The sequence below is a fragment of the Candidatus Arsenophonus triatominarum genome (genome assembly GCF_001640365.1).
Classification (GTDB): Bacteria; Pseudomonadota; Gammaproteobacteria; order Enterobacterales; family Enterobacteriaceae; genus Arsenophonus; species Arsenophonus triatominarum.
This window is the reverse complement of sequence record NZ_LWMI01000010.1, coordinates 266,555-292,643: the sequence shown is the minus strand read 5'-3', so window position 1 is coordinate 292,643 and position 26,089 is coordinate 266,555. Positions and strand designations below refer to the sequence as shown.

Here is a 26,089-nt window from a genome sequence, read left to right as displayed (position 1 = left end):
TGTTCATATTTTGTCCGGTTATCCATGCATTAAAAATATCTATAAAACATTCTTACAAGTAAGCAGTGTTAAGATACTCTGGTTTGGCGTTATCAGAAGTAAGCCCATCGCCTTTATCTCATGACACTGTTAGCCGATGGCTAAAAAGTAGATGTTTTCGACCTAAAGACCTATGGCGATTAGTTCAACCTTCTATAGACAAAAAAAGCCCTTGCGTACTAATTGCCGATGATACATTGATTGCCAAAACATGTAGTAAAAAAATAGAGATGGTCCATTATCAATATTCAGGTAATGAATGCTGGCATAGGTTTAGTTAATTTACTTTGGCATAATCTAACAACTGTTGAATCAATTCCTATTGATCATCGTATTTATGATAAAGATTCTGATGGAAAAACAAAAAACACGCACTTTTCCGAAATGCTCGCTCTTGCTAAAAAAAGAGGGATCATACCAGAAGCGGTAGCGATGGATGCCTGGTATTCTAGCCTGGATAATCTGAAATCAATTCGCTCTCATGGTTGGGTCTGGGTAACCACGCTGAGGAAAAACAGGATTGTCAACCATAACAAATAACTGAACAAGTTAGACATCTCAGAAGAAGGAACACCAATACACTTACGAGGCTACGGTTGGGTGACAGTTTTCAAATTTACAGCCAAAAACGGCCGTATTGATTACAGAGTAACAAACAAAGACAATCCCACCCGTCAATACGTCAAATCTATCATGGATGCCCGTTGATCTGTTGACGTTTATCATCGAGAAGTTAAACAAAATTGTGGTATTGAACGCTGTCAGGCTCGCACGAGCCGAGCGCAAAGAAATCATATTTTTCTCGCTATTTCTGCGTGGTTTGAACAACATAAACGTCGTATATCTGAAAAAATAACCCTTTATCAACAAAATTGGGACGTAATCAAAAATGCTATTACTGAGCAGATCAGGGGTTTATTAGTATAGCTAGGCGACTTAATTTTGATTACAGCATATGTATTAAAAACAGGTCATCGATAGTGCATCCTGTTTCCATCTTTTTACGTTTAGCTTGAGACCATTTATGTTCTATAGGATTTAAATCTGGTGAATACACAGGCAAATATTCTATCTGGTGTCCTGCGTTTATAATTGCCTGTTCAATATTCTTACCTTTGTGAAAGCTAGCGTTGTCCATAAAAATAACAGAATTTTCAGGAAGTTCTGGGAGCAATATTTTTGTGATCCAAACATAAAAAACATCACGATTAATATTGCAATCAAATAATCCGATAGCAAAAAGGGTTGTTCCCAATAAAGCGCCAATAACATTTGTTCTTCCCTTAGCACCCCAGTTTTTCAGGCCAAAACAACGGTGACCTTTTGGGGAATAGCCGTGAGTTCGTGGAGTGTCATGTGAAAAACCACTTTCATCAATAAAAACAACAGATTTATCTTTTTTTTCATACTGTTGTCTTTTTTGCTGATGTGCCAGCCTGTCGCTTTCGTTGGTTTTTGGATGGAATAGAGTTTTTTTTATAGGTTAATCCCAGCTTTTTAAGGGATTGCCAAATAGTCTTTTTACAAACACCGAATCGCTCTGCCCGTTCCTTTTGGTAAGCATCTGGATACTGTTCCACATCTTTTGCTAAAGCATTTTTATCGAGCTTCCTCTTACGTGGCGTTGAATTTTTTGGCTCTGGTCGTTTAAGCCAACGTACTAAAGACGCTTTTCCAATACGGAATTGTTTCGCAGTTTCTCGAATTGTTAAACCTTCGGCTTTCCTTACAGATATTACTTTACGTCGAAAATCAATTGTATAACTCATAACACACCTTGTAATCAAAATTAAGTCGCCTAGCTATATACCCAAATTAGTTTTGTGCGAAACTCGTGTAATATAAAGGCAGCAAAAACTGCTCGGATCAGCGATATAATACAACATATTTTCTTCTGTCATGATAAACTCTCTGCCGTTTATCAAAAAAATAATGCATAAATACCATCTACAATAGATAATTTATGCTGTGTACATTAGTGTTATTATTTAAAAATTTACAAGGATACGGCTTATGGGCTTTATGAGCGGCAAGCGCATTCTGATCACTGGTTTAGCTAGTAAACTATCTATTGCTCACGGTATTGCACAAGCAATGCACCAACAAGGGGCTGGACTGGCCTTCAGTTATCAAGGTGATAAACTGAAATCTCGCGTAGAAGAGATGGCAAACAGCTTTGGCTCTAGTATTGTTTTGCCATGTGATGTCGCTTCCGATGAAAGTATCACTACCTTATTTGCCGAGCTGGCGAAAGTATGGCCCAAATTTGATGGTTTTGTCCATTCAATTGCCTATGCACCAGCCAATCAACTTGATGGTGATTATGTCGATGTAGTGACACGCGAGGGCTTTCGGATTGCCCACGATATTAGTTCCTATAGCTTTGTTGCGTTGGCAAAAACTTGTCGAAGTATGTTAAATCCTCATTCTGCCCTGGTTACCCTAAGTTATTTGGGCGCTGAGCGTGCGATCCCTAACTATAATATTATGGGATTAGCAAAAGCTTCCCTTGAAGCAAATGTTCGTTATATGGCTAACGCAATGGGGCCTGAAGCTATTCGCGTTAATGGCATTTCAGCCGGTCCAATCCGCACATTAGCAGCATCGGGCATAAAAGATTTTCGTAAAATGCTATCACATTGTGAATCAGTAACCCCCATTCGCCGTACTGTAACAACGGAAGATGTTGGCAATTGTGCTGCTTTCCTTTGTTCTAATTTATCAGCGGGTGTGACAGGTGAAATTTTACACGTTGACGGTGGCTTCAGTATTGCTGCTATGAACGAACTAGAGTTAAATGCATAGTACAATAATCAGCCCGCCAAATCTATTGATTGATAACGATACAATTTAACGGCGGGCTGCGTTATTAGCGAGACAAATTAATGATACTTAAATAAGATAATTTGCCATCAAATCGGTGATCATCTCTTTTTGATCGTTATAACTGATAAAATTTTCAGGCGTTATATCGATGATCCTAGGTAACATTGATGTCACAATACTCGATTTTGTTAAGCCTTGAATACCCTGATCATGCTCAACCAAACGCAACGTCTCTGCCATTGAACCAAAACAAGATTTCAGATTATTTTGTGTTTGTTCTGAGCCGCTAGCATTAATTTTTTCATTGATTAAATTATCAAAGTCTTCTTGCGCAAGGACCTTGTCTGATTGTTGCAATGCTTCTGAACTACTGTTATCGATTGACAAAATATTATCAAATTCATTCATGTCGACTTTGGGGAAAAATTCACCTAAAAAGGTTTTTACCATCCATCCATGATAAAGAAATGGGTTCAGATTGAAGTGCTTCGTTGCTAAATACCTTAATCAATTTGCTATTATTATCCTTATTGTATATTGCTTTATTCGCCTCTCTTCTAAAAATACCCTCAACGTTTTTGTCCATAATAAATTGATTTAACTTGTCGCAAATTCCTGTGACATTAGCTATATTAGCTCATACTTAATCTGACAGTTACCGGTTATTTATACAGTACCTGTCAGGTTAAATTTGATTTAAATCTTTCTCTCCCCAAAGTTGTTTTCCATCGTGTAAAGTTGCCATAGGAGTTCGACCGCAACACATTTTTCCTTGATGAGTGCGTTGGTTATTATATTCCGCTAACCATTTATCTAAATCAGCTTGTAATTCATTTAAAGCCCTATAGATTTTCTTACGAAAAGCCACCTGATATAGCTAGGCGACTTAATTTTGATTACAAGGTGTGTTATGAGTTATACAATTGATTTTCGACGTAAAGTAATATCTGTAAGGAAAGCCGAAGGTTTAACAATTCGAGAAACTGCGAAACAATTCCGTATTGGAAAAGCGTCTTTAGTACGTTGGCTTAAACGACCAGAGCCAAAAAATTCAACGCCACGTAAGAGGAAGCTCGATAAAAATGCTTTAGCAAAAGATGTGGAACAGTATCCAGATGCTTACCAAAAGGAACGGGCAGAGCGATTCGGTGTTTGTAAAAAGACTATTTGGCAATCCCTTAAAAAGCTGGGATTAACCTATAAAAAAAACTCTATTCCATCCAAAAACCAACGAAAGCGACAGGCTGGCACATCAGCAAAAAAGACAACAGTATGAAAAAAAAGATAAATCTGTTGTTTTTATTGATGAAAGTGGTTTTTCACATGACACTCCACGAACTCACGGCTATTCCCCAAAAGGTCACCGTTGTTTTGGCCTGAAAAACTGGGGTGCTAAGGGAAGAACAAATGTTATTGGCGCTTTATTGGGAACAACCCTTTTTGCTATCGGATTATTTGATTGCAATATTAACCGTGATGTTTTTTATGTTTGGATCACAAAAATATTGCTCCCAGAACTTCCTGAAAATTCTGTTATTTTTATGGACAACGCTAGCTTTCACAAAGGTAAGAATATTGAACAGGCAATTATAAACGCAGGACACCAGATAGAATATTTGCCTGTGTATTCACCAGATTTAAATCCTATAGAACATAAATGGTCTCAAGCTAAACGTAAAAAGATGGAAACAGGATGCACTATCGATGACCTGTTTTTAATACATATGCTGTAATCAAAATTAAGTCGCCTAGCTATAGAACTCTTGTAATACAGTTTTATGAAAGCGTTCACAAATCCCATTAGTTTGAGGTGAACGAGCTTTAGTTTTTGTATGATCAATATCATTGATAGCGAGATAAAGTTGATAATCGTGATGTTCAACTTTACCACAATACTCACTGCCTCTGTCCGTCAGTATACGTAACACCGGTAACCCATGCTGGGAATAAAAAGGGAGAACCTTGTCATTTAATAAATCTGCCGCCGTTATCGCGCTTTTTGTTGTGTAAAGCTTACAATGAACGACTTTACTGTAAGTATCAATGTAAGTTTGTTGATAAACACGACCAACGCCTTTTAAATGACCGACATAAAAAGTATCTTGTGAACCCAGATAACCTGGATGCGCTGTTTCAATCTCACCACAGGCTTCATCATCTTGCGCTTTCTTTTCTAGAGCACTGATTTGTGATTCTGACAGGATAATTCCTTCTGTTGCGATTTTATCTTCAAGCGCTTTTAGGCGTTTTGTAAAATTTTCGAGATTATGGCGCAGCCAAATAGAGCGAACGCCACTCCCCGAAACAAAAATGCCTTTTTTTCTTAGTTCATTACTACTGCGGTGTTGACCGTGTGCAGGGTATTCAATCGCATACTCAACTACAGCGCTTTCAATCTGTTCATCTACTCTATTTTTTACGTTATAGCTAGGCGACTTAATTTTGATTACAGCATATGTATTAAAAACAGGTCATCGATAGTGCATCCTGTTTCCATCTTTTTACGTTTAGCTTGAGACCATTTATGTTCTATAGGATTTAAATCTGGTGAATACACAGGCAAATATTCTATCTGGTGTCCTGCGTTTATAATTGCCTGTTCAATATTCTTACCTTTGTGAAAGCTAGCGTTGTCCATAAAAATAACAGAATTTTCAGGAAGTTCTGGGAGCAATATTTTTGTGATCCAAACATAAAAAACATCACGATTAATATTGCAATCAAATAATCCGATAGCAAAAAGGGTTGTTCCCAATAAAGCGCCAATAACATTTGTTCTTCCCTTAGCACCCCAGTTTTTCAGGCCAAAACAACGGTGACCTTTTGGGGAATAGCCGTGAGTTCGTGGAGTGTCATGTGAAAAACCACTTTCATCAATAAAAACAACAGATTTATCTTTTTTTTCATACTGTTGTCTTTTTTGCTGATGTGCCAGCCTGTCGCTTTCGTTGGTTTTTGGATGGAATAGAGTTTTTTTATAGGTTAATCCCAGCTTTTTAAGGGATTGCCAAATAGTCTTTTTACAAACACCGAATCGCTCTGCCCGTTCCTTTTGGTAAGCATCTGGATACTGTTCCACATCTTTTGCTAAAGCATTTTTATCGAGCTTCCTCTTACGTGGCGTTGAATTTTTTGGCTCTGGTCGTTTAAGCCAACGTACTAAAGACGCTTTTCCAATACGGAATTGTTTCGCAGTTTCTCGAATTGTTAAACCTTCGGCTTTCCTTACAGATATTACTTTACGTCGAAAATCAATTGTATAACTCATAACACACCTTGTAATCAAAATTAAGTCGCCTAGCTATAGCACCCGTCGATTTTGATTAATTAAAGCGTCTATCCCACCATCGTTAACAAGTTCCTGGTAGCGATAAAACGTATCTCGGGATACCCCCTAATCTTACAGGCTTTTGAGACGTTATTAAGCTCTTCAGCGAGGTTAAGTAACCCGACTTTATGTTTGATGATAGGATTATTTGTTTGATACATAGAATTACCTTTTATTTAATTATCTAATGATGTTAATTAAAACCGGTAACGCTCTTTTTTAAATCAGAATTGTCAGATTAAGTTAAGACTAATATATATTAGCATGCATTGCTTGTTCTACTGCTATACGCTCTTCAGCAACTTGACCTGCTTCTATTTTGTTCTGCTCGACATTATCATTATCGCTGGCTGAGGACATTTTTTCTGCCAAAAACTGGGATTACTCAATTTGACACGAGTTTCGCAATCTCCAAAAAAGAAGTATAAAGTTCAAAACAAGAAAAAATTAGGGTGTTTATATTTTGTCCGGTTATCCATGCATTAAAGATATCTATAAAACATTAAGCATGTTGCTCAATAGTGAAATAAAGTTGCTTAAAATAAAAACAAGTTAGATACATCTAAAAAATACAAAAATAGTTTATTTTTTAATCTTACATAGGTTGTTTTTAATGCAAAAATTGATTATTTTATCATCAGCGGCTGGTTTTTTTGTAAGTCATAATTAATTTTGCTATTGAGCAACAGGCTTATTCTTACAAGTAAGCAGTGTAAGATACTCTGGTTTGGCGTTATCAGAAGTAAGCCCATCACCTTTATCTCATGACACTGTTAGCCGATGGCTAAAAAGTAGATGTTTTCGACCTAAAGACCTATGGCAGTTAGTTCAACCTTCTATAGACAAAAAAAGCCCTTGCGTACTAATTGCCGATGATACATTGATTGCCAAAACACGTAGTAAAAAAATAGAGATGGTCCATTATCAATATTCAGGTAATGAACATGATGTTATTGCTGGCATAGGTTTAGTTAATTTACGTTGGCATAATCTAACAACTGTTGACTCAATTCCTATTGATTATCGTATTTATGATAAAGATTCTGATGGAAAAACAAAAAACACGCACTTTTCCGAAATGCTCGCTCTTGCTAAAAAAAGAGGGATCATACCAGAAGCGGTAGCGATGGATGCCTGGTATTCTAGCCTGGATAATCTAAAATCAATTCGCTCTCATGGTTCATGGTTGGGTCTGGGTAACCACGCTGAGGAAAAAACAGGATTGTTAACCATAACAAACAACTGAACAAGTTAGACTTCTCAGAAGAAGGAACCTTAATACACTTACGAGGCTACGGTTGGGTGACTGTTTTCAAATTTACAACCAAAAACAGCCGTATTGATTACAGAGTAACAAACAAAGACAATCCCACCCGTCAATACGTCAAATCTATCATGGATGCCCGTTGGTCTGTTGAAGTTTATCATCGAGAAGTTAAACAAAATTGTGGTATTGAACGCTGTCAGGCTCGCACGAGCCGAGCGCAAAGAAATCATATTTTTCTCGCTATTTCTGCGTGGTTTGAATAACATAAACGTCGTATATCTGAAAAAATAATCCTTTATCAACAAAATTGGGACGTAATCAAAAATGCTATTACTGAGCACATCCGTGTTTTATTAGCGTACCCAAATTAGTTTTGCGCGAAACTCGTGAATGATAAAAATTCCGATGGAAAAACAAAAAATACGCATTTTTCCGAAATGCTCGCACTTGCTAAAAAAAGAGGGATCAAGCCTGAAGCGGTAGCGATGGATGCTTGGTATTCTAGCCTGGATAATCTGAAATCAATTCGATCTCATGGTTGGGTCTGGGTAACTACGCTGAGAAAAAATCGGATTGTTAACCGTAATATACAATTGAACAAGTTAGACATCTCAGAAGAAGGAACTCCAATACACTTACGAGGCTACGGTTGGGTGACTGTTTTCAAATTTACAGCCAAAAACGGCCGTATTGATTACTTAACCTGAGTTCGGGATAAGGAACCTAATTTTTTATCACATATTCAAATAGTTAACTTAAAATAATTACATAAAACAGTATTAATTTTGGTTTTTTTCATGATTTTAGTAGAGAAAAATAGCTTCTTTTTTAACCTGCTATCACTAAGAATTTTCCTGCTTTTTTTATCTGCTTGATTTTAAAATATTTTTTGATAAATCGGCTATTTTTATTTTCTCGCAACTATCGCTTATCCCGAACTCAGGTTACTTAGTAACAAACAAAGACAATCCCACCCGTGAATACGTCAAATCTATCATGGATGCCCGTTGGCCTGTTGAAGTTTATCATCGAGAAGTTAAACAAAATAGTGGTATTGAACGCTGTCAAGCTTCGCACGAGCTGAGCGCAAAGAAGTCATATTTTTCTCGCTATTTCTGCTTGGTTTGAACAACATAAACGCCGTATATCTGAAAAAATAACCCTTTATCAACAAAATTGGCATGTAACCAAAAATGCTATTGCTGAGCAGATCAGGGGTTTATTAGTATACCCAAATTAGGTTCGTGCGAAACTCGTGTTTGAGTAAACCATCGTACAGCATATTAAAGCCAGTTTTCTGCGGTTTTTCATTTAAAATAGCACTTTCTGATTTCATTGTAGTTGATTGTGCTGACTCAGGCGATTTTTTGCCAGTTAACGTCATTCCTTCTGATGATAAATGAACTCACTCTACGCAATTCAACGGGAAATTTTTGTGGTTGAGATGAATAGCTGAATGAATCATTTGATTTCCAGTCAAATTCGCTGGAACTATTTTTTACGCCAATTGTTAAATCTTTAAAATTATTAAAGCTGTTTTGAATGCTTGATAACATCGAAGTGGTTTGTGTCCGCGGTGCTTCAGTATTGCTAGTGTTGGAAAAACTATCTAAACGCATGTTAACTCCATTATTTATTTTATATAATTTGCCTTAGTAAGCATTAATATAATTAAATAGCACCAATACCAAATTTAGCTTTTCTATTATTTACAAAATAAATATCTGACTTTTGATAAACAGTAAATAGATTATGTGTAGATAAATAGCTATTTATAACCTGAGTTCGGGATAAGAAATAAAGTGAAAGTCTTGCTATTCAAATAGTTGAATGCGCATATTTCGTTAAAATACTCTAACAATCTGGTTAAAGAGTAGAGCATTGTTAAACAATGATGGAAAATCTTACTGAACTTTATTGCCTGATGGATGATTTTTGTAAAGACTTCGAACCAAAAATGCATGAAATTTTGCTGAATAACAGTAGTAAGCGTCGTAGACGGTCTACTCAGCTTTCATTGGCTGAAATGATGAGACTGGTTGTTTTGTTTCATCAACTCCGATTCAGCCAATTCAAGGTATTTTATCTCTATTATGTCCGTTTATATCTCAGGAAGGAATTTCCTAACTTGCCATCATATTCACGCTGCGTAGAGTGTAGTGGCATACTAAATTTGGCCACCTAAGTTGAGGTGATATGCTTACCTCATAATTTTTATAGGTGCCGAAATGAGTAAAATAATTACTGCTGAATTTAAATGTGAAACCGCCAAATTAGTCCTTGACCAAAATTACACCTACCAGGAAGCCGCGAAAGGCATGAACGTCAGTCTTTCAGCGATTAGCCGGTGGGTAAGAGCCCTTCGTTTAGAACGTCAAGGGAAAACATCGCCTGGTCTGCCATTAACACCTGAACAAATTGAGTTCAGAGAAATGAAGAAAAAAATCCACCGGCTGGAAATGGAGAATGACATCTTAAAAAAGGCTACTGCGCTCTTAATGTCCGACTCACTGAAAAATTTTCGGTAGTTGAAAAGCTAAGAGTGCTTTATCCGGTGAAAACTTTGTGTCGTATTTTTAATGTTCACCGAAGCAGTTATCGCTATTGGTGTCGGCCTAAGGAGCCAGATATTGAGCGGACGATAAAACGTAGCCTAGTCAGCGAAGCGTGGAACGTTAGTGGCGGCTCTGCTGGCGCAAGGACTATCGCCACGATGGTTACCAATACACACAACGTGAAACTTGGGCGGTGGTTAGCGGGTAAGTTGATGAAAGAATTAATCATCGTCAGTTGCCAAGAGCGAAAACATAAATACAACCGCGTTGGAAATGAACGTATTGATATTCCAAATCTGCTCAATAGGCAGTTCGCTGTTACAAAGCCTGACCAGGTTTGGTGCGGCGATGTAACCTATATTTGGACAGGCTCACGATGGGCCTATCTGGCTGTGGTATTGGATTTGTTTGCCCGAAAACCGGTGGGCTGGGCAATGTCATTTGCACCAGACTCAGAATTAACCGCCAAAGCACTACAAATGGCTTGGGAACTACGTGGGCATCCCAAACAGGTTATACCAGTCGTCAGTATAGGCAGGCATTGTGGCGTTATCAGATGACCCAAAGTATCAGTCGCAGAGGGAATTGTTGGGATAATAGTCCGATGGAACGATTCTTCCGTAGTCTGAAGACCGAATGGGTGCCAACGACTGGCTACCAAAGCTTTAGTACTGCTCAGTCAGCCATTATTCGCTACATAACCCACTACTATAGCGATATAAGACCTCACTGGTATAACGGTGGATTAACGCCAAACGAATCAGAGCGACTGTTCCGTGAACAGTCAGGTAGGGTGGCCAATTTTAGTTGACCACTACAGAGTTACTTCCGCGCAGTGCCTTAGCTTTAACGGCACTGTTTGAGTCAATTAAGGGAAAGTGCACGGGTCTGTCGGTTGCCGATTCTACTCCGATAGCTGTGTGTGATAACTTACGGATCCGCTGGCATAAAGTCTTCGATGGGATAGCTGAACGAGGAAAAACCTCAACAGGTTGGTTCTTTGGTTTCAAACTTCATGTAATTATCAATCATTTGAGGGAAATACTCAGTTTTCGACTTACACCAGGAAACACAGATGATCGGAAACCATTACCTAAACTGATAAAAGATTTTTCTGGTTGTTTGTATGCGGATAAAGGGTATTTATCGGCTTCACTGAAACAGCAACTGAAAACAATGGGAATTAACCTTATAACGAATATCAAGAAGAAAATGAAGCCTGTTGAACAGACTTGTTTCGACAAAGTCATCTTGCATCATCGTTCTGTCATTGAAACGGTATTTGATGAGTTAAAAAATCTTTTTCAGATAGCGCATACGCGGCACCGCTCTCCTGCTAACTTTGTAGTGAATTTATTAGCAGGGCGGGTTGCATATTGTCACGAGTTTCGCACAAAACTAATTTGGGTACGCTAATAAAACATGCGAGCCTGGCAGCGTTCAATACCACAATTTTGTTTAACTTCTGATGATAAACGTCAACAGACCAACGGGCATCCATGATAGATTTGACGTATTGACGGGTGGGATTGTCTTTGTTTGTTACTCTGTAATCAATACGGCCGTTTTTGGCTCAAAATTTGAAAACAGTCACCCAACCGTAGCCTCGTAAGTGTATTGGAGTTCCTTCTTCTGAGATGTCTAACTTGTTCAGTTGTTTGTTATGGTTAACAATCCTGTTTTTCCTCAGCGTGGTTACCCAGACCCAACCATGAGAGCGAATTGATTTCAGATTATCCAGGCTAGAATACCAAGCATCCATCACTACTGCTTTTGGTATGATTCCTCTTTTTTTAGCAAGAGCGAGCATTTCGGAAAAGTGCGTGTTTTTTGTTTTTCCATCAGAATCTTTATCATAAATACGATAATCAATAGGACACGAGTTTCGCACAGGCATATAAAATTCCAGAAATGGCTTAAAAGCAATAGTCAATTTGCAAGTTACTAAAACGTATAAATTTGTTTAAATTACAATAAGTTGCTTTTAATTTATAAGATTTTGTCTATTTATATATTATGCTGAATTAAACTTAAAAATAGAGCGTTTTTTTATTGGTGCGAAACTCGTGTAGAAATTGATTCAACAGTTGTTAGATTATGCCAACGTAAATTAACTAAACCTATGCCAGCAATAACATCATGTTCATTACCTGAATATTGATAATGGACCATCTCTATTTTTTTACTACGTGTTTTGGCAATCAATGTATCATCGGCAATTAGTACGCAAGGGCTTTTTTTGTCTATAGAAGGTTGAACTAATCGCCATAGGTCTTTAGGTCGAAAACATCTACTTTTTAGCCATCGGCTAACAGTGTCATGAGATAAAGGCGATGATCTTACTTCTGATAACGCCAAACCAGAGTATCTTACACTGCTTACTTGTAAGAATGTTTTATAGATATCTTTAATGCATGGATAAACTGACAAAATATAAACATCCTAATTTTTTCTTGTTTTGAACTTTATACTTCTTTTTCGGAGCTTGCGAAACTCGTGTTTTAGTCATATTGTACCTATAAGATTTTGCTTAATTGTAAGCTATAAATCTCTACAGTTTTATTAGACCATTACATTGTGATATATTCCGTAACAGATAAAAAGTGTTTTAGATTAAATGTTAAACATATTGTTATTAATTAAAGGAGTAGAAAATGAAAAAAGTATTAATTGCGTCGACAGTCGCTAGTGTATTTGCGTTTATGTCTGCTAATTCCTATGCCGTTGGCGAAAGTACTCTCTCACTGGGTTATGCTCAAAGTCATTTGAAGGTCGGAGGTGAGAAAATTGGTGACAACAACCCAAAAGGATTTAATATTAAATATCGCTATGAAATTGATAATCATTGGGGAGTCATTGGTTCATTTGCCTATACGCATCAAGGATACAATTTCTATTATGATAAGATTAAAGTTGCTGATGTGGATGTTGATTACTACTCATTAAATGCGGGGCCGGTTTATCGTTTTAACGAATATATTAGTGCCTATGGTTTAATTGGTCTCGCGCATGGCAAAGTTGAAGTGGGAGCAGAGGGTGACTCTGCTAATGACTCTGCAACTCGATTGGCTTATGGGGTAGGTTTACAATTTAACCCAGTTAAAAATATTGCTATTGATGCATCTTATGAATATTCGAAGCTCGATGAACTCAAAGCGGGTACATGGATGATTGGAGTCGGTTATCGATTCTAAGTTAACCTGAGTTCGGGATAAGAAATAAACACGAGTTTCGCACAGGCATATAAAATTCCAGAAATGGCTTAAAAGCAATGGTTAATTTGCAAGTTACTAAAACGTATAAATTTGTTTAAATTACAATAAGTTGCTTTTAATTTATAAGATTTTGTCTATTTATATATTATGCTGAATTAAACTTAAAAATAGAGCGTTTTTTATTGGTGCGAAACTCGTGATAAAGTGAAAGTCTTGCTATTCAAATAGTTGAATGCGCATATTTCGTTAAAATACTCTAACAATCTGGTTAAAGAGTAGAACATTGTTAAACAATGATGGAAAATCTTACTGAACTTTTATTGCCTGATGGATGATTTTTGTAAAGACTTCGAGCCAAAAATGCATGAAATTTTGCTGAATAACGGTAGTAAGCATCGTAGACGGTCTACTCAGCTTTCATTGGCTGAAATGATGACACTGGTTGTTTTGTTTCATCAACTCCGATTCAGACAATTCAAGGTATTTTATCTCTATCATGTCCGTTTATATCTCAGGAAGGAATTTCCTAACTTGCCATCATATAGCTAGGCGACTTAATTTTGATTACAAGGTGTGTTATGAGTTATACAATTGATTTTCGACGTAAAGTAATATCTGTAAGGAAAGCCGAAGGTTTAACAATTCGAGAAACTGCGAAACAATTCCGTATTGGAAAAGCGTCTTTAGTACGTTGGCTTAAACGACCAGAGCCAAAAAATTCAACGCCACGTAAGAGGAAGCTCGATAAAAATGCTTTAGCAAAAGATGTGGAACAGTATCCAGATGCTTACCAAAAGGAACGGGCAGAGCGATTCGGTGTTTGTAAAAAGACTATTTGGCAATCCCTTAAAAAGCTGGGATTAACCTATAAAAAAAACTCTATTCCATCCAAAAACCAACGAAAGCGACAGGCTGGCACATCAGCAAAAAAGACAACAGTATGAAAAAAAAGATAAATCTGTTGTTTTTATTGATGAAAGTGGTTTTTCACATGACACTCCACGAACTCACGGCTATTCCCCAAAAGGTCACCGTTGTTTTGGCCTGAAAAACTGGGGTGCTAAGGGAAGAACAAATGTTATTGGCGCTTTATTGGGAACAACCCTTTTTGCTATCGGATTATTTGATTGCAATATTAATCGTGATGTTTTTCTATGTTTGGATCACAAAAATATTGCTCCCAGAACTTCCTGAAAATTCTGTTATTTTTATGGACAACGCTAGCTTTCACAAAGGTAAGAATATTGAACAGGCAATTATAAACGCAGGACACCAGATAGAATATTTGCCTGTGTATTCACCAGATTTAAATCCTATAGAACATAAATGGTCTCAAGCTAAACGTAAAAAGATGGAAACAGGATGCACTATCGATGACCTGTTTTTAATACATATGCTGTAATCAAAATTAAGTCGCCTAGCTATATAGTGACTTTAATTTATTGCCGACAAGATATTGCTTAGATTGCTGCCAGTGGTTTAATTTTCTTGCAAGCATCGGGTGGCCGCTTTCTCGATTACTGATTCTTATTTGAATTTTGATTCTCTGACAAGTTATGTTTTTTCAGTAGTCCCCTTAATTGATGATAAGTTAATTTTAATTGTGAAGCGGCCAAGCGCTGATTAAACTGGCTTATTTGTAATGCCTGTTCGAGCAAATTTTTTTCTGCCGCATGCTGCCATTGTTTCAAATCAATGGGAAGTTGAGGTAGCTCATCATTTTCTTTTTTTACCACCGACATCATTGACTCATTAGCAAAGGGATTGAAGACAATCAAATCTAATGGTTCAGCTCTATCGCCATAACGATAGACGGAACGTTCAATGACATTCTTTAATTCACGCACATTACCTGGCCAGGGATAAGCTAACAGATTTTTTTGTGCTTTAACAGTAAATCCAGGGAAAAAAGAGAGATTGAGCTCGCGGCACATATTAATTGCGAAATGTTCAGCTAGTAATATAATATCAGCTAATCGCTCACGTAAGGGCGGAATGTGGATGACATCAAAGGCCAGACGGTCAAGTAGATCTGCTCGAAACAAGCCTTTGCAAGCTAATTGGGGTAGATTAGCGTTGGTTGCGCAAATAAGCCTAACATCGACTTTAAGGCTTTGACTACTACCGACACGCTCTAGTTGGCCATATTCGATCACCCGCAATAATTTTTCTTGTACAATCATGGTGGCGGTTGCCAGTTCGTCAAGGAAAAGTGTGCCTCGATCTGCCCGTTCAAATCGGCCTAAATGTCTTTTTTGTGCACCAGTAAATGCGCCTGCTTCATGGCCAAATAATTCGGAATCTAATAAATTTTCATTCAGTGCACTGCAATTAAGGGAAATAAATGGTTCTTGCCAACGTGGTGAAAGGTAATGAAGACGGCTAGCAATCAGCTCCTTGCCTGTTCCTCGCTCACCTGTGACTAAAACCGGTTTACTCAGTTTGGCAAGTGCAGAAGTTTGCTCCAGTATTTCTAAGAAATTATCAGCAGTGCCAAGAATATTATCTGTAGAGAGTTGCATGGTCATTTTAGCCATTTATTGGTCATTTTAATTAATCTGCAAATTATAACGAAAATTCGGATAAAAGATAACAAAATAAAAATTTAATAATTTCATATGGTTATGTTTTTTGTCAGATTGGCATGAATATTGTTTATCAATGATTAAGGTTAAAAAAATTTAATGACAAATCAATCATTCAATATTAATTAAGGAATTTATCGATGGGCATTTTCACACGTTTCGCAGATATCATTAATGCAAATATTGCTTCTTTACTAGATAAGGCAGAAGATCCACAAAAAATGATCCGTTTAATGATCCAAGAAATGGAAGATATGTTAGTTGAGTCTCGTTCAATCTCGGCACGCACTTTAGCTGAGCAGAAAGGATTAGAGCGCCGTATTGCTAGCGGTGAAAAACAAGTTATACAATGGCAAGAAAAAGCAGAATTGGCGCTAGTTAAAGGTAAAGAGGATTTAGCTCGCGACGCATTAATTGAAAAGCAAAAAGTGGCTACCATTATTGATACACTGAAAAGTGAGTTAATTATGGTAAATGAAACATTAGTACGTATGAAAGACGAGATTGCTGAATTAGAGCAAAAACTGACTGAAACACGGGCAAAGCAGCAAACTATGGTATTAAGGCATCAAGCCGCGCAATCCAGTCGTGATGTGCGTCGTCAATTAGATAGTGGTAAATTGGATGAAGCATTAGCGCGGTTTGAACAGTTTGAGCAGCGGATCGATCATATGGAAAGTGAAGCGCAAAGTTATCATTTAGGTAAACAAAAATCCTTAGACCAACAGTTTGCTGAATTAAAAGCTGATGATGAAATCAGTGAGCAATTGGCTGCGTTGAAAGCTAAACTGAACAAAGAAGAGTAATCTATTGGTAGCAAAAATTAATGATGAATAAGGAAATGTGATGGGCTCTATATTTATTGGTTTAGTTTTATTGATCTTTGTTATCTTTATTCTGCCTATTTGGTTATGGTGCCACTATGGTAAAAAAGGAAATAGCCATAGTCAATTAACGCAGAATGAGATCCAGCGATTGACGCAGTTAGCCGAGCGAGCACAACGCATGCAGCAACGTATTAAAGCGCTGGAAGATATTCTGGATGCAGAGCATCCAAATTGGAGGCAAATATAATGGTAAAAATGGACGCGCGAAAACTTTATCGACGTACCGATCAACGTATGATTGGTGGCGTTTGTGCGGGGCTGGCGCATTACTTTGATTTACCGGTTAATTTAGTACGGGCACTGGCGGTTGTGGCATTATTCTTGGGATTTTTTGCCATTACCATCGTTATTTATCTGTTAATGTGGTTTTTTATCGAACCGGCACCGGCAGGTTATCAGGATGAAACTGATATTAGTGTTAAAGTGACTAAGTTAATGAATGAAATCGATCAGCAATTGAAAGCGGGTGAAAAAAAACTGCGCCAAATGGAACGCTATATCACTTCTGATAGTTTCAGTATTGATAGTCGCATCAATAAATTGTAACTAACTATCAAATTACGGTAGAGTAAATGATGCTCTACCGTAAAATCATTTTTCCTTATTCAATTAAAATTATCCTATGTTTTAACAGAAGAATATGCTGATTAGCAGACCGAAAATTAAGCTTTTAAGCGAAAAAATTGCAAGAATAGCAATAATTATGGTTATTCATTACGCACCAACAGGAATAATTGGACTAATGTTAAAATACACTAGCCGCAAACCTTTGCGATGGTTTATGTTAATAATTATACAGCTATTGCAACGTCCAGGCATTGCTAAACTTGTGCGTAAGTTGTTATGGGAGAAATATGAAAAGATTGCGAAGTGAGCTTAGTGAACTGGTCAATCGAAGCGTAGATCGTCATGTTCGTTTAGCTGTTACCGGGCTTAGTCATAGTGGTAAAACGGCATTTATTACCTCGCTGGTTAATCAGTTACTACATGTGCACAGTGGAGCGCGTTTGCCACTGTTTTCCGCCGCAAGAGATGGCCGTCTATTAGGTGCAAAACGGATCCCGCAGAAACATTTTAATATTCCTCGCTTTGCTTATGACGAAAATATAGCAGCATTGTACAATTCTCCTCCTCAATGGCCGACTCCTACTCGTGGGATCAATAAGCCTGTTGCTCAATAGCAAAATTAATTATGACTTACAAAAAAACCAGCAGCTGATGATAAAATAATCAATTTTTGCATTAAAAATAACCTATGTAAGATTAAAAAATAAACTATTTTTGTATTTTTTAGATGTATCTAACTTGTTTTTATTTTAAGCAACTTTATTTCACTATTGAGCAACATGCTTAATGAAATATGTTTGCAACTACGTTAAGCGTGTTGCTTAATAGTGAAATAAGGGTATTTCGGTGATTGAAGTAAATTTTAGGCTGTTCTGAGATGGAAATTCCAAAGACCGGCACTAAGGAGTAAAAAGGTATCATCAATAAAGGGTCTACGATTCCGTAAAATTTGGGTCATACAACCGAGGCGCTTGATACCCGCGATGGCGTGTTCAACCGTAATACGGATGCCCGAGATTATTTTATTTTCTTGTTTTTGTTCAGGCGATAAAGGTCTTTTTCGAGTTCCTTTTTTTGGGATTTGTGTATTAGGATGCTGTTTATCTATACCTTGAAAACCGGTATCGGCCCAGATGGTTACCTCAGGGGGAATATGGCGAATTATATCGACTTTATCGAGTAAGCGTTTATCGTGACGGCGCCCATTTTTGATCATGGGGATAAATCCAATTTTCCTCGTTTCGTCAGTCATAATAAGCCCTTTTCGAGTGGTCTGTCTTTTCTTTCCCGAATACATTTTTTTTCGCCGACGCAGATTCTTAGGCTTTTGGACAGGTCGCTCTGTCCCATCAATAAAGACGTCTTTAACTCCAGGAAAGGCGCGAAAAAATTCCTCAGCAGAGCGAATTTGACGAGCGGGCAAAACACATTCTCGCCCCAAGGTCATCTCTAAAACCGGCAATAATATTTTTACCCAGCGACATACCCGTGTTCTATCTAAACCAAAAAGAAGTCCTTGCAAATCATAGGTCGGATAACATTTTAAATACAATAAAATAAAAAGCAGTTTATCTAATGGGGTTGGGATAAATCCTTTCTGCCCTGCACCCATCTGCCGCTCGTGATCTTTTCGATTCTTTTTCCGATAAATCAAATAACAAGCTGAAAATTCAGCGGCTAAATTTTTCAATTCTTCGACTGATAATCCAATGATTGCTTTACATAAACGATTATCTCGTAACAACCGCTCTTTGTTGATCATTTCAAACCGTTATTTTCTAAGTTAAACCTCTTTTTATTGTCTATAGCGTGACAAAAAATGCAAGTCTCTATTCAGCAACTATTTTGTTATCGATCGCAACAGAGTTTGCTACGCCACGTCAAAGAGACTTCTAATTTATATATTGAAATTATTGACTATCCAGGCGAATGGTTGCTGGATCTGCCTATGTTGACTCAGGACTATTTTAGTTGGTCACGGCAAATTCAACAGCTATTAAAAGGCCGTGATGAGGAGAGTGCACAGCAATGGTTGCAACTTTGTCAACAGTGCGACCCCTTTGCAGCGGCTGATGAGAAATTATTAGCTAATATTGCTCAGGTTTACACCGATTACTTGGTTTTTTGTAAACAACAGGGGCAATATTTTATTCAGCCAGGGCGATTTGTATTACCTGGTGATCTTGCAGGGGCACCGATATTGTAGTTTTTTCCTTGGCCCAATATTGATACAACAGATGAACAGAAATTAAAGCAAGCGGACAAACAGTCTAATATTGGTATGTTGCAACAGCGTTATCACTATTATTGTCAAAAAATTGTTAAGCGTTTTTATAAAAAGCCTGTTGCTAAATAAGGGCATTAATTAGAATTTATCAAAAAATTAAAAGTTGACTATAAAATAATCACGTTTTAAATTGAAAATAATCCATTTTAGATTAAAAAATAAACCACTCTCGTGTTTTTGAGGTGTATGTGAGTCGTTTTTGTTTAAAGCAGCGTGAGTTCACTATTTGGCAACAGGCTTAAAGAATACTTTCAACATTTTGATCGTCAAATTGTTTTAGTTGACTGTTTAGCTGCATTAAATAACGGTCCGGCAGCATTTAATGATATGCAGGCCGCATTAACCCAAATTATGCTTAGCTTTCATTATGGTAAACGGACACTATTGCGGCGCATGTTCTCACCACATATTAAGCGTGTTGCTTAATAGTGAAATAAGGGTATTTTTTCGGTGATTGAAGTAAATTTTAGGCTGTTCTGAGATGGAAATTCCAAAGACCGGCACTAAGGAGTAAAAAGGTATCATCAATAAAGGGTCTACGATTCCGTAAAATTTGGGTCATACAACCGAGGCGCTTGATACCCGCGATGGCGTGTTCAACCGTAATACGGATGCCCGAGATTATTTGATTTTCTTGTTTTTGTTCAGGCGATAAAGGTCTTTTTCGAGTTCCTTTTTTTGGGATTTGTGTATTAGGATGCTGTTTATCTATACCTTGAAAACCGGTATCGGCCCAGATGGTTACCTCAGGGGGAATATGGCGAATTATATCGACTTTATCGAGTAAGCGTTTATCGTGACGGCGCCCATTTTTGATCATGGGGATAAATCCAATTTTCCTCGTTTCGTCAGTCATAATAAGCCCTTTTCGAGTGGTCTGTTTTTTCTTTCCCGAATACATTTTTTTTCGCCGACGCAGATTCTTAGGCTTTTGGACAGGTCGCTCTGTCCCATCAATAAAGACGTCTTTAACTCCAGGAAAGGCGCGAAAAAATTCCTCAGCAGAGCGAATTTGACGAGCGGGCAAAACACATTCTCGCCCCAAGGTCATCTCTAAAACCGGCAATAATATTTTTACCCAGCGACATACCCGTGTTCTATCTAAACCAAAAAGAAGTCCTTGCAAATCATAGGTCGGATAACATTTTAAATACAATAAAATAAAAAGCAGTTTATCTAATGGGGTTGGGATAAATCCTTTCTGCCCTGCACCCATCTGCCGCTCGTGATCTTTTCGATTCTTTTTCCGATAAATCAAATAACAAGCTGAAAATTCAGCGGCTAAATTTTTCAATTCTTCGACTGATAATCCAATGATTGCTTTACATAAACGATTATCTCGTAACAACCGCTCTTTGTTGATCATTTCAAACCGTTATTTTCTAAGTTAAACCTCTTTTTATTGTCTATAGCGTGACAAAAAATGCAAGTCTCTATTCAGCAACTATTTTATTGATAAATTACTTTTCGCGGCAAGTAAGGTTGATCATATAACTCATGATCAACATGCCAATTTAGTTTCATTGCTACAGCAATTAGTTCGTGCGGCCTGGCAAAGTGCGGCTTTTGAAGGGATCAGCATGGATTGTCTGGCACTAGCTTCAATTCAGGCGAGAAAATGGCATGATTGAATATCAGGGAGAACGGGTACCTGCCTTAAAGGGACATAGATTAACAGATGGTCGATTAATGACTTTTTTCCAGGTAAGGTACCACGGCGTTTGCCTAATGCTGATTTTTGGTTAAAGCAGGGATTTGATTTTGAATCTTTTCGGTCTCGCGAAACAGAGACTGATCAACCTGTTGCTCATATTCGATTGGACAGTGCTTTAAAATTTTTACTCGGAGATAAATTGAAATGAGTAAACCGCTAAAATCCCGCATCGATTTTGATGAGTCTTTGCCGGCAAACAAAAAAACAAAGTTAAAAAAAGTCAAAGTGTTTGGATCAATTAGCGCCTGAACAATTTGAGGCTAGCAGCCACGAAACAGAAAATGATGAACGAGAAGGTGAAATTGAGGCATTGGCCAATGTTGAACTCAAACCCAAACCGCGCTATAGTTTTTGGCGTAGACTGGTGGTTATTGCTTTAAGTTTAATCGTGGTGAGTATTTTTGCTCAGACCGGCCAATGGATCTACCAAGTGTGGATAAAGCAAAATTGGGTTTCTTTAGCTATTGTCGCGGCTGGTGGCTTAATTATTATTGCTGCTATTGGCGTCATAATAACTGAATGGCGACGGCTTTATTATTTAAAAGAATGTAGTCAAGAACGCATCCAGGCTAGAGAATTTTTGCAAAGTCATGGTATGCATGGCGGGCGTAAATTTTGTCAAAAGCTAGGCAAACAATCGGCGATTGGCTTAGATCATCCGGCGATGAAACGTTGGCAGATAACAATCCATGATAGTCATAATGATAAAGAAATCGTGACACTTTATAGCCAAGATAGTGTAACCTATTTTGGATGAGCAGGCTAGAAAAGAGATTAATCGTTCATCAGCTGAATCTGCGTTAATGATTGCCGTTAGTCCTTTAGCTATTGTCGACATGACATTTATTGCCTGGCGCAATATTCGATTAATTAATCGCATTGCAGCTATTTATGGCATTGAGCTGGGGTATTATAGCCGTATCCGATTATTTAAAATGGTATGACTTAATATTGCTTTTGCTGGAGCAAGTTAGTTGGTGCGTGAAATTGGCATGGATTGGTTATCGCAAGATATTATGGCCCTGCTCTCTACTCGAGCGGCTCAAGGGATCGGCGCCGGTTTACTCACAGCTAGATTAGGTATTAAAACGATGGAGTTATGCCGTCCTTTACCGTGGATGGATGATAAACCTAAATTGGCTGGTTTTCGTCGTCAATTATTCAGCCAGTTAAAAAATATTATGCCAAAAAGCGTTGAACATAAAAATATTTAACTAATTCACCATCAAGCTTAATTGGGTAATTTTTTAATCAAGATCCATGTTGACTAAATGGTGACCAGCAATATTAGTTTAATGCTTATCCGTTTATCATTTCTGGTGCTAGTGTTTATGTTATAAAACGTTTCCTATGGTAGCTTAATAAATAAAAATGCATACTTAATTAATTGAATAACTTGAGTTCGGGATAAGAAATAAAGTGAAAGTCTTGCTATTCAAATAGTTGAATGCGCATATTTCGTTAAAATACTCTAACAATCTGGTTAAAGCGTAGAGCATTGTTAAACAATGATGGAAAATCTTACTGAACTTTATTGCCTGATGGATGATTTTTGTAAAGACTTCGAGCCAAAAATGCATGAAATTTTGCTGAATAACGGTAGTAAACGTCGTAGACGGTCTACTCAGCTTTCATTGACTGAAATGATGATTGGTTGTTTTGTTTCATCAACTCCGATTCAGCCAATTCAAGGTATTTTATCTCTATCATGTCCGTTTATATCTCAGGAAGGAATTTCCTAACTTGCCATCATATTCACGCTGCGTAGAGTTACTTCCGCGCAATGCCTTAGCTTTAACGGCACTGTTTGAGTCAATTAAGGGAAAGTGCACGGGTCTGTCGGTTGCCGATTCTACTCCGATAGCTGTGTGTGATAACTTACGAATTAGCCGGCATAAAGTCTTCGATGGGATAGCTGAACGAGGAAAAACCTCAACAGGTTGGTTCTTTGGTTTCAAACTTCATGTAATTATCAATCATTTGGGGGAAATACTCAGTTTTCGACTTACACCAGGAAACACAGAAGATCGGAAACCATTACCTGAGCTGATAAAAGATCTTTCTGGTTGTTTGTATGCGGATAAAGGGTATTTATCGGCTTCACTGAAACAGCAACTGAAAACAATGGGAATTAACCTTATAACGAATATCAAGAAGAAAATGAAGCCTGTTGAACAGACTTGTTTCGACAAAGCCATCTTGCGTCATCGTTCTGTCATTGAAACGGTATTTGATGAGTTAAAAAATCTTTGTCAGATAGCGCATACGCGGCACCGCTCTCCCTGCTAACTTTGTAGTGAATTTATTAACAGGGCGGGTTGCATATTATTTAATTCCATCTAAACCAAAGATAGCTGTGGCAGGAACATATCTTCAAGCATAATTGATAATGCTTATCCCGAACTCAGGTTGAATAGTAAATTATATAGATATAAGGTTCTCAGTGATGCGATTAGAAGTGATTTGCCAAGATCGAATGGGGCTAACACGTGAATTACTTGATTTACTTGTTTTACAAAACATTGACCTTGAAGGGATTGAAATTTCACCAAATCGTAATATTTATCTCAAATTTGCTCAAATCGACACCACGACGTTTCAACTGTTAATGACTGAAATTCGGCGTATTCGTGGTGTTAAAGATGTTAAGACGGTCTCTTTTATGCCTTCTGAGCATGAAAAAAAATTATTATTAACTTTATTAAATACTTTCCCTGATCCTATTTTTTCGGTTAATGCTAAAGCTAACATCGAATTAGCCAATTCAGCGATGTTAAAATTGTTCGCTATTGATAATAATCAGTTAAAAGAAAAAAAATTTAATCAGTTAATAAATCACCCGCGTTTGGCAAAATTACTAGAGCAAAATAATTTACAATCTTATTCTGAACAAGTGATGATTAAAGGTAATAAATATTTGCTGCAGGTTACGCCAATTAACAACCATAAAGCAACGGGTTCGATTGAAAATGCAGGCGCCATTATTCTACTAAAAGTATTACCCACAGAGCAGCAGTATCAAGCAGATAAAATAGCAGCAGCAGATAGTTTTGCTCAGATCATTGCAGTCAGTCCCAAAATGAGCCAGCTGGTTGAGGATCTAAAAAAAATAGCCCTACTTGATGAACCACTTCTATTGGTTGGGGAAACCGGAACGGGTAAAGATATTTTAGTTAAAGCTTGTCACTTGCAGAGCATCAGAGGCGATAAACCTTTCTTAGGGCTTAATTGTGCATCGATGCCAGAGGATGTGGTAGAAAACGAGCTCTTTGGTTATGCTGCAGAGGCTTATCCAAATGCCATTGAGGCTAAAAAAGGATTTTTTGAGCAAGCGGATGGAGGTACTGTTTTACTTGATGAAATTGGTGAAATGTTGCCACAAATGCAGATCAAACTATTACGTTTCTTAAATGATGGTACCTTTCGTCGGGTAGGTGAAGTGCAAGAAGTTAAAGTTGATGTCAGAGTGATCTGCGCAACACAAAAAAACTTGCTGGAATTAGTTGAAAAAGGACAATTCAGGCAAGATTTATATTACCGCTTGAATGTATTAACGGTGAACTTACCCCCGCTGCGTGAACGACAAGCTGATATAATGCCGCTTACGGTAGAATTTGTTAGGCAATTTTCACAAGAGCAAGGTATTGAAAAACCGAAACTTTCGCCTAAGTTAGGGCATTACCTTGCAAGTTATCATTGGCCTGGTAACGTGCGGCAGCTACGTAATATTCTCTATCAGGCCTTAATTCAATTGGCAGGACGAGAATTAACGCCGCAAGATATTAATTTGCCAGATCTAAAAGATATTTCATTGTTTAGCGCCGATCAATTAAATGGTACGTTAGATGAATTAACAAAACATTTTGAAGCTTCAATATTGGCGCGACTTTATCAAGATTATCCAAGTACGCGTAAATTAGCTAAACGGCTTAATGTATCGCATACAGCAATTGCAAATAAGTTGCGGGAGTATGGATTAAGCCATAAAAAAGAGAGTGAGGGTGAGTGATAGTGTAATCTGGATCAAGATAGCGATAAGTTTTATCGCTATCGAATTAAAACTAGACAAATAGTTTAATTAAAAAACAGATATTTTTATTAAGTATTAATATCACTATTTTAATGCATTGAGAGCGGCATCATAGTTGGGTTCATGGGTGATTTCATCAACTAATTCACTATAAATGACTTTATCGTTTTCATCGATGATAACCACTGCACGCGCTGCTAATCCTTTTAATGGCCCAGAGGTCATTTCTACGCCGTAGTCTTTACTGAAGGTTGGTGCGCGAAAAAACGATAATGTAACTACATTCTCAAGTGCCTCAGCGCCACAAAACCGGCGCTGTGCAAAAGGAAGATCGGCAGAAATACACAATACAACACTGTTTTCTAGTTGGCTGGCTATTTGGTTAAACTTGCGAACAGAGGTAGCGCAAACACCGGTATCAATACTGGGAAATATATTAAGAATTTTTCGTTTGCCTTGATAATCTGACAAAGATTTTTCTGCAAGATCGCTCGCTACAAGGGTAAATTGTTTAGCTTTATCACCAGGTTGCAAGAAAGTACCATTGATAGCAACACCTTCCTCTTTGAAATTTGTACTAGTTGACATCTTATCCTTTCCTTCTTAATAACATTTAGTTCAACAATTCTAAATGAAAATAATTAAGTTTCCTATCTAAATCGTTACAACAACTTGTGTTATATCTAATTGTTTTAACCAAATTATTTTCTATAATTATAATAACATCGGGATATAATATGGAAATCTATATGCTTCGCTATAGAACAGCATTAGCAATATTCTTTTTAA

Annotated in this window: 22 protein-coding genes and 17 pseudogenes; 25 read left to right on the top strand and 14 right to left on the bottom strand. The window is 37.5% G+C overall.

Annotated features, from left to right (window positions below; all coding sequences use genetic code 11):
- The first annotated feature begins 10 nt into the window (after window positions 1-10).
- Window positions 11-966: pseudogene (locus AYJ55_RS35845) on the top strand (IS701 family transposase).
- A gap of 19 nt (window positions 967-985) precedes the next feature.
- Here the strand turns inward: AYJ55_RS35845 and AYJ55_RS09855 are convergent.
- Both AYJ55_RS09855 and AYJ55_RS09850 read right to left on the bottom strand, forming a co-directional pair.
- Window positions 986-1,474, bottom strand: coding sequence for an IS630 family transposase (locus AYJ55_RS09855; protein WP_063653499.1), 489 nt, complete (start codon window positions 1,472-1,474; stop codon window positions 986-988).
- Window positions 1,443-1,808: an IS630 transposase-related protein gene (locus AYJ55_RS09850; protein ID WP_063653415.1), complete on the bottom strand. Its 366-nt coding sequence runs from the start codon at window positions 1,806-1,808 to the stop codon at window positions 1,443-1,445. The genes AYJ55_RS09855 and AYJ55_RS09850 overlap by 32 nt, the downstream gene beginning before the upstream one ends.
- A gap of 244 nt (window positions 1,809-2,052) precedes the next feature.
- Here AYJ55_RS09850 and fabI point away from each other — a divergent pair, with 244 nt between their 5' ends.
- On the top strand, window positions 2,053-2,844 hold the full coding sequence (fabI, locus tag AYJ55_RS09845; protein ID WP_063655943.1) for an enoyl-ACP reductase FabI: 792 nt from the start codon (window positions 2,053-2,055) through the stop codon (window positions 2,842-2,844).
- Between the two features lie 87 nt (window positions 2,845-2,931).
- Here the strand turns inward: fabI and AYJ55_RS09840 are convergent, their stop codons facing one another.
- Both AYJ55_RS09840 and AYJ55_RS09835 read right to left on the bottom strand, forming a co-directional pair.
- A complete protein-coding gene (locus tag AYJ55_RS09840; protein WP_162505443.1) occupies window positions 2,932-3,315 on the bottom strand; it encodes a hypothetical protein in 384 nt (127 codons plus the stop codon).
- Window positions 3,316-3,550: 235 nt separating this feature from the next.
- Window positions 3,551-3,739: pseudogene (locus AYJ55_RS09835) on the bottom strand (IS481 family transposase); the annotation flags it as partial.
- 36 nt (window positions 3,740-3,775) lie between these two features.
- Here AYJ55_RS09835 and AYJ55_RS09830 point away from each other — a divergent pair.
- Window positions 3,776-4,141, top strand: a complete 366-nt coding sequence (locus AYJ55_RS09830; RefSeq protein WP_063653415.1) for an IS630 transposase-related protein — start codon at window positions 3,776-3,778, stop codon at window positions 4,139-4,141.
- Window positions 4,065-4,598 (top strand): IS630 family transposase, encoded by a 534-nt coding sequence (locus tag AYJ55_RS09825; protein ID WP_162505291.1) that lies wholly within the window; start codon window positions 4,065-4,067, stop codon window positions 4,596-4,598. Before AYJ55_RS09830 ends, AYJ55_RS09825 begins: the two co-directional genes overlap by 77 nt.
- Before the next feature lie 21 nt (window positions 4,599-4,619).
- On the opposite strand, the pseudogene AYJ55_RS09820 reads toward AYJ55_RS09825, so the two are convergent.
- The 3 genes and pseudogenes from AYJ55_RS09820 to AYJ55_RS25650 form a co-directional block, all read right to left on the bottom strand.
- A pseudogene (locus tag AYJ55_RS09820) lies at window positions 4,620-5,288 on the bottom strand (DDE-type integrase/transposase/recombinase); the annotation flags it as partial.
- A 23-nt stretch (window positions 5,289-5,311) separates the two neighbouring features.
- Window positions 5,312-6,133, bottom strand: a complete 822-nt coding sequence (locus AYJ55_RS09815) for an IS630 family transposase (RefSeq protein WP_063654603.1) — start codon at window positions 6,131-6,133, stop codon at window positions 5,312-5,314.
- 42 nt (window positions 6,134-6,175) lie between these two features.
- A pseudogene (locus AYJ55_RS25650) lies at window positions 6,176-6,354 on the bottom strand (helix-turn-helix domain-containing protein); the annotation flags it as partial.
- A 533-nt stretch (window positions 6,355-6,887) separates the two neighbouring features.
- On the opposite strand from AYJ55_RS25650, the pseudogene AYJ55_RS35840 reads away from it, so the two are divergent.
- The 3 genes and pseudogenes from AYJ55_RS35840 to AYJ55_RS34570 form a co-directional block, all read left to right on the top strand.
- A pseudogene (locus tag AYJ55_RS35840) lies at window positions 6,888-7,831 on the top strand (IS701 family transposase); the annotation flags it as partial.
- Between the two features lie 15 nt (window positions 7,832-7,846).
- Window positions 7,847-8,161, top strand: a pseudogene (locus tag AYJ55_RS09805) (transposase); the annotation flags it as partial.
- Between the two features lie 295 nt (window positions 8,162-8,456).
- Window positions 8,457-8,588 carry a hypothetical protein gene (locus AYJ55_RS34570; RefSeq protein ID WP_281181118.1) on the top strand — a complete coding sequence of 44 codons (132 nt, stop codon included), beginning with the start codon at window positions 8,457-8,459 and terminating at the stop codon, window positions 8,586-8,588.
- A gap of 227 nt (window positions 8,589-8,815) precedes the next feature.
- Here the strand turns inward: AYJ55_RS34570 and AYJ55_RS09800 are convergent, their stop codons facing one another.
- Window positions 8,816-9,079, bottom strand: coding sequence for a hypothetical protein (locus AYJ55_RS09800; protein WP_063655937.1), 264 nt, complete (start codon window positions 9,077-9,079; stop codon window positions 8,816-8,818).
- 275 nt (window positions 9,080-9,354) lie between these two features.
- Between AYJ55_RS09800 and AYJ55_RS28605 the strand changes: the two are divergent.
- The 3 pseudogenes from AYJ55_RS28605 to AYJ55_RS09785 form a co-directional block, all read left to right on the top strand.
- Window positions 9,355-9,615: pseudogene (locus tag AYJ55_RS28605) on the top strand (IS982 family transposase); the annotation flags it as partial.
- A 73-nt stretch (window positions 9,616-9,688) separates the two neighbouring features.
- Window positions 9,689-10,826, top strand: a pseudogene (locus AYJ55_RS09790) (IS3 family transposase).
- Between the two features lie 8 nt (window positions 10,827-10,834).
- Window positions 10,835-11,431, top strand: a pseudogene (locus tag AYJ55_RS09785) (IS982 family transposase); the annotation flags it as partial.
- 11 nt (window positions 11,432-11,442) lie between these two features.
- On the opposite strand, the pseudogene AYJ55_RS09780 reads toward AYJ55_RS09785, so the two are convergent.
- A pseudogene (locus AYJ55_RS09780) lies at window positions 11,443-11,891 on the bottom strand (transposase); the annotation flags it as partial.
- Between the two features lie 197 nt (window positions 11,892-12,088).
- A pseudogene (locus AYJ55_RS09775) lies at window positions 12,089-12,445 on the bottom strand (IS701 family transposase); the annotation flags it as partial.
- 224 nt (window positions 12,446-12,669) lie between these two features.
- Here AYJ55_RS09775 and AYJ55_RS09770 point away from each other — a divergent pair.
- From AYJ55_RS09770 to AYJ55_RS32970, 5 genes and pseudogenes are all read left to right on the top strand, one after another.
- Window positions 12,670-13,209: an Ail/Lom family outer membrane beta-barrel protein gene (locus AYJ55_RS09770; RefSeq protein ID WP_063655933.1), complete on the top strand. Its 540-nt coding sequence runs from the start codon at window positions 12,670-12,672 to the stop codon at window positions 13,207-13,209.
- A gap of 317 nt (window positions 13,210-13,526) precedes the next feature.
- A pseudogene (locus AYJ55_RS28600) lies at window positions 13,527-13,773 on the top strand (IS982 family transposase); the annotation flags it as partial.
- A gap of 35 nt (window positions 13,774-13,808) precedes the next feature.
- Window positions 13,809-14,174 (top strand): IS630 transposase-related protein, encoded by a 366-nt coding sequence (locus tag AYJ55_RS09765; RefSeq protein WP_063653415.1) that lies wholly within the window; start codon window positions 13,809-13,811, stop codon window positions 14,172-14,174.
- Window positions 14,098-14,424, top strand: coding sequence for a transposase (locus AYJ55_RS35835; protein ID WP_425393792.1), 327 nt, complete (start codon window positions 14,098-14,100; stop codon window positions 14,422-14,424). Before AYJ55_RS09765 ends, AYJ55_RS35835 begins: the two co-directional genes overlap by 77 nt.
- Window positions 14,375-14,632 (top strand): transposase, encoded by a 258-nt coding sequence (locus tag AYJ55_RS32970; protein ID WP_245677331.1) that lies wholly within the window; start codon window positions 14,375-14,377, stop codon window positions 14,630-14,632. The genes AYJ55_RS35835 and AYJ55_RS32970 overlap by 50 nt, the downstream gene beginning before the upstream one ends.
- A gap of 115 nt (window positions 14,633-14,747) precedes the next feature.
- Here AYJ55_RS32970 and pspF read toward each other — a convergent pair whose 3' ends face one another.
- Window positions 14,748-15,752, bottom strand: coding sequence for a phage shock protein operon transcriptional activator (gene pspF / locus AYJ55_RS09755; RefSeq protein ID WP_063656288.1), 1,005 nt, complete (start codon window positions 15,750-15,752; stop codon window positions 14,748-14,750).
- Between the two features lie 203 nt (window positions 15,753-15,955).
- On the opposite strand from pspF, the gene pspA reads away from it, so the two are divergent.
- From pspA to AYJ55_RS09730, 4 genes and pseudogenes are all read left to right on the top strand, one after another.
- On the top strand, window positions 15,956-16,621 hold the full coding sequence (gene pspA / locus AYJ55_RS09750) for a phage shock protein PspA (RefSeq protein ID WP_063655932.1): 666 nt from the start codon (window positions 15,956-15,958) through the stop codon (window positions 16,619-16,621).
- Between the two features lie 40 nt (window positions 16,622-16,661).
- Window positions 16,662-16,889, top strand: a complete 228-nt coding sequence (pspB, locus tag AYJ55_RS09745; protein WP_032114952.1) for an envelope stress response membrane protein PspB — start codon at window positions 16,662-16,664, stop codon at window positions 16,887-16,889.
- The gene (pspC, locus tag AYJ55_RS09740; RefSeq protein ID WP_063655930.1) at window positions 16,889-17,248 is read left to right on the top strand and encodes an envelope stress response membrane protein PspC; all 360 of its coding nucleotides are present in this window, start codon (window positions 16,889-16,891) and stop codon (window positions 17,246-17,248) included. Before pspB ends, pspC begins: the two co-directional genes overlap by 1 nt.
- Before the next feature lie 308 nt (window positions 17,249-17,556).
- Window positions 17,557-17,868 (top strand): annotated as a pseudogene (locus AYJ55_RS09730) (YcjX family protein); the annotation flags it as partial.
- Window positions 17,869-18,131: 263 nt separating this feature from the next.
- On the opposite strand, the gene AYJ55_RS09725 reads toward AYJ55_RS09730, so the two are convergent.
- Window positions 18,132-19,031 carry a transposase family protein gene (locus AYJ55_RS09725; RefSeq protein WP_063653812.1) on the bottom strand — a complete coding sequence of 300 codons (900 nt, stop codon included), beginning with the start codon at window positions 19,029-19,031 and terminating at the stop codon, window positions 18,132-18,134.
- Between the two features lie 87 nt (window positions 19,032-19,118).
- Between AYJ55_RS09725 and AYJ55_RS09720 the strand changes: the two are divergent.
- Together AYJ55_RS09720 and AYJ55_RS09715 are read left to right on the top strand one after the other, a co-directional pair.
- Window positions 19,119-19,607: pseudogene (locus tag AYJ55_RS09720) on the top strand (YcjX family protein); the annotation flags it as partial.
- Between the two features lie 162 nt (window positions 19,608-19,769).
- The gene (locus AYJ55_RS09715) at window positions 19,770-19,982 is read left to right on the top strand and encodes a YcjX family protein (RefSeq protein WP_063655923.1); all 213 of its coding nucleotides are present in this window, start codon (window positions 19,770-19,772) and stop codon (window positions 19,980-19,982) included.
- 40 nt (window positions 19,983-20,022) lie between these two features.
- Here the strand turns inward: AYJ55_RS09715 and AYJ55_RS09710 are convergent, their stop codons facing one another.
- The gene (locus AYJ55_RS09710; protein ID WP_063655921.1) at window positions 20,023-20,922 is read right to left on the bottom strand and encodes a transposase family protein; all 900 of its coding nucleotides are present in this window, start codon (window positions 20,920-20,922) and stop codon (window positions 20,023-20,025) included.
- A 70-nt stretch (window positions 20,923-20,992) separates the two neighbouring features.
- On the opposite strand from AYJ55_RS09710, the pseudogene AYJ55_RS28595 reads away from it, so the two are divergent.
- The 4 genes and pseudogenes from AYJ55_RS28595 to tyrR form a co-directional block, all read left to right on the top strand.
- Window positions 20,993-21,418: pseudogene (locus tag AYJ55_RS28595) on the top strand (YcjX family protein); the annotation flags it as partial.
- Window positions 21,415-22,484: pseudogene (locus AYJ55_RS09705) on the top strand (YcjF family protein). The pseudogenes AYJ55_RS28595 and AYJ55_RS09705, both read left to right, overlap by 4 nt.
- 297 nt (window positions 22,485-22,781) lie before the next feature.
- Window positions 22,782-23,653, top strand: a pseudogene (locus AYJ55_RS09700) (IS982 family transposase).
- A gap of 63 nt (window positions 23,654-23,716) precedes the next feature.
- Window positions 23,717-25,279 carry a transcriptional regulator TyrR gene (tyrR, locus tag AYJ55_RS09695; protein ID WP_063655919.1) on the top strand — a complete coding sequence of 521 codons (1,563 nt, stop codon included), beginning with the start codon at window positions 23,717-23,719 and terminating at the stop codon, window positions 25,277-25,279.
- A gap of 105 nt (window positions 25,280-25,384) precedes the next feature.
- On the opposite strand, the gene tpx is transcribed toward tyrR, so the two are convergent.
- The gene (tpx, locus tag AYJ55_RS09690) at window positions 25,385-25,888 is read right to left on the bottom strand and encodes a thiol peroxidase (RefSeq protein WP_063655917.1); all 504 of its coding nucleotides are present in this window, start codon (window positions 25,886-25,888) and stop codon (window positions 25,385-25,387) included.
- Between the last annotated feature and the right edge of the window lie 201 nt (window positions 25,889-26,089).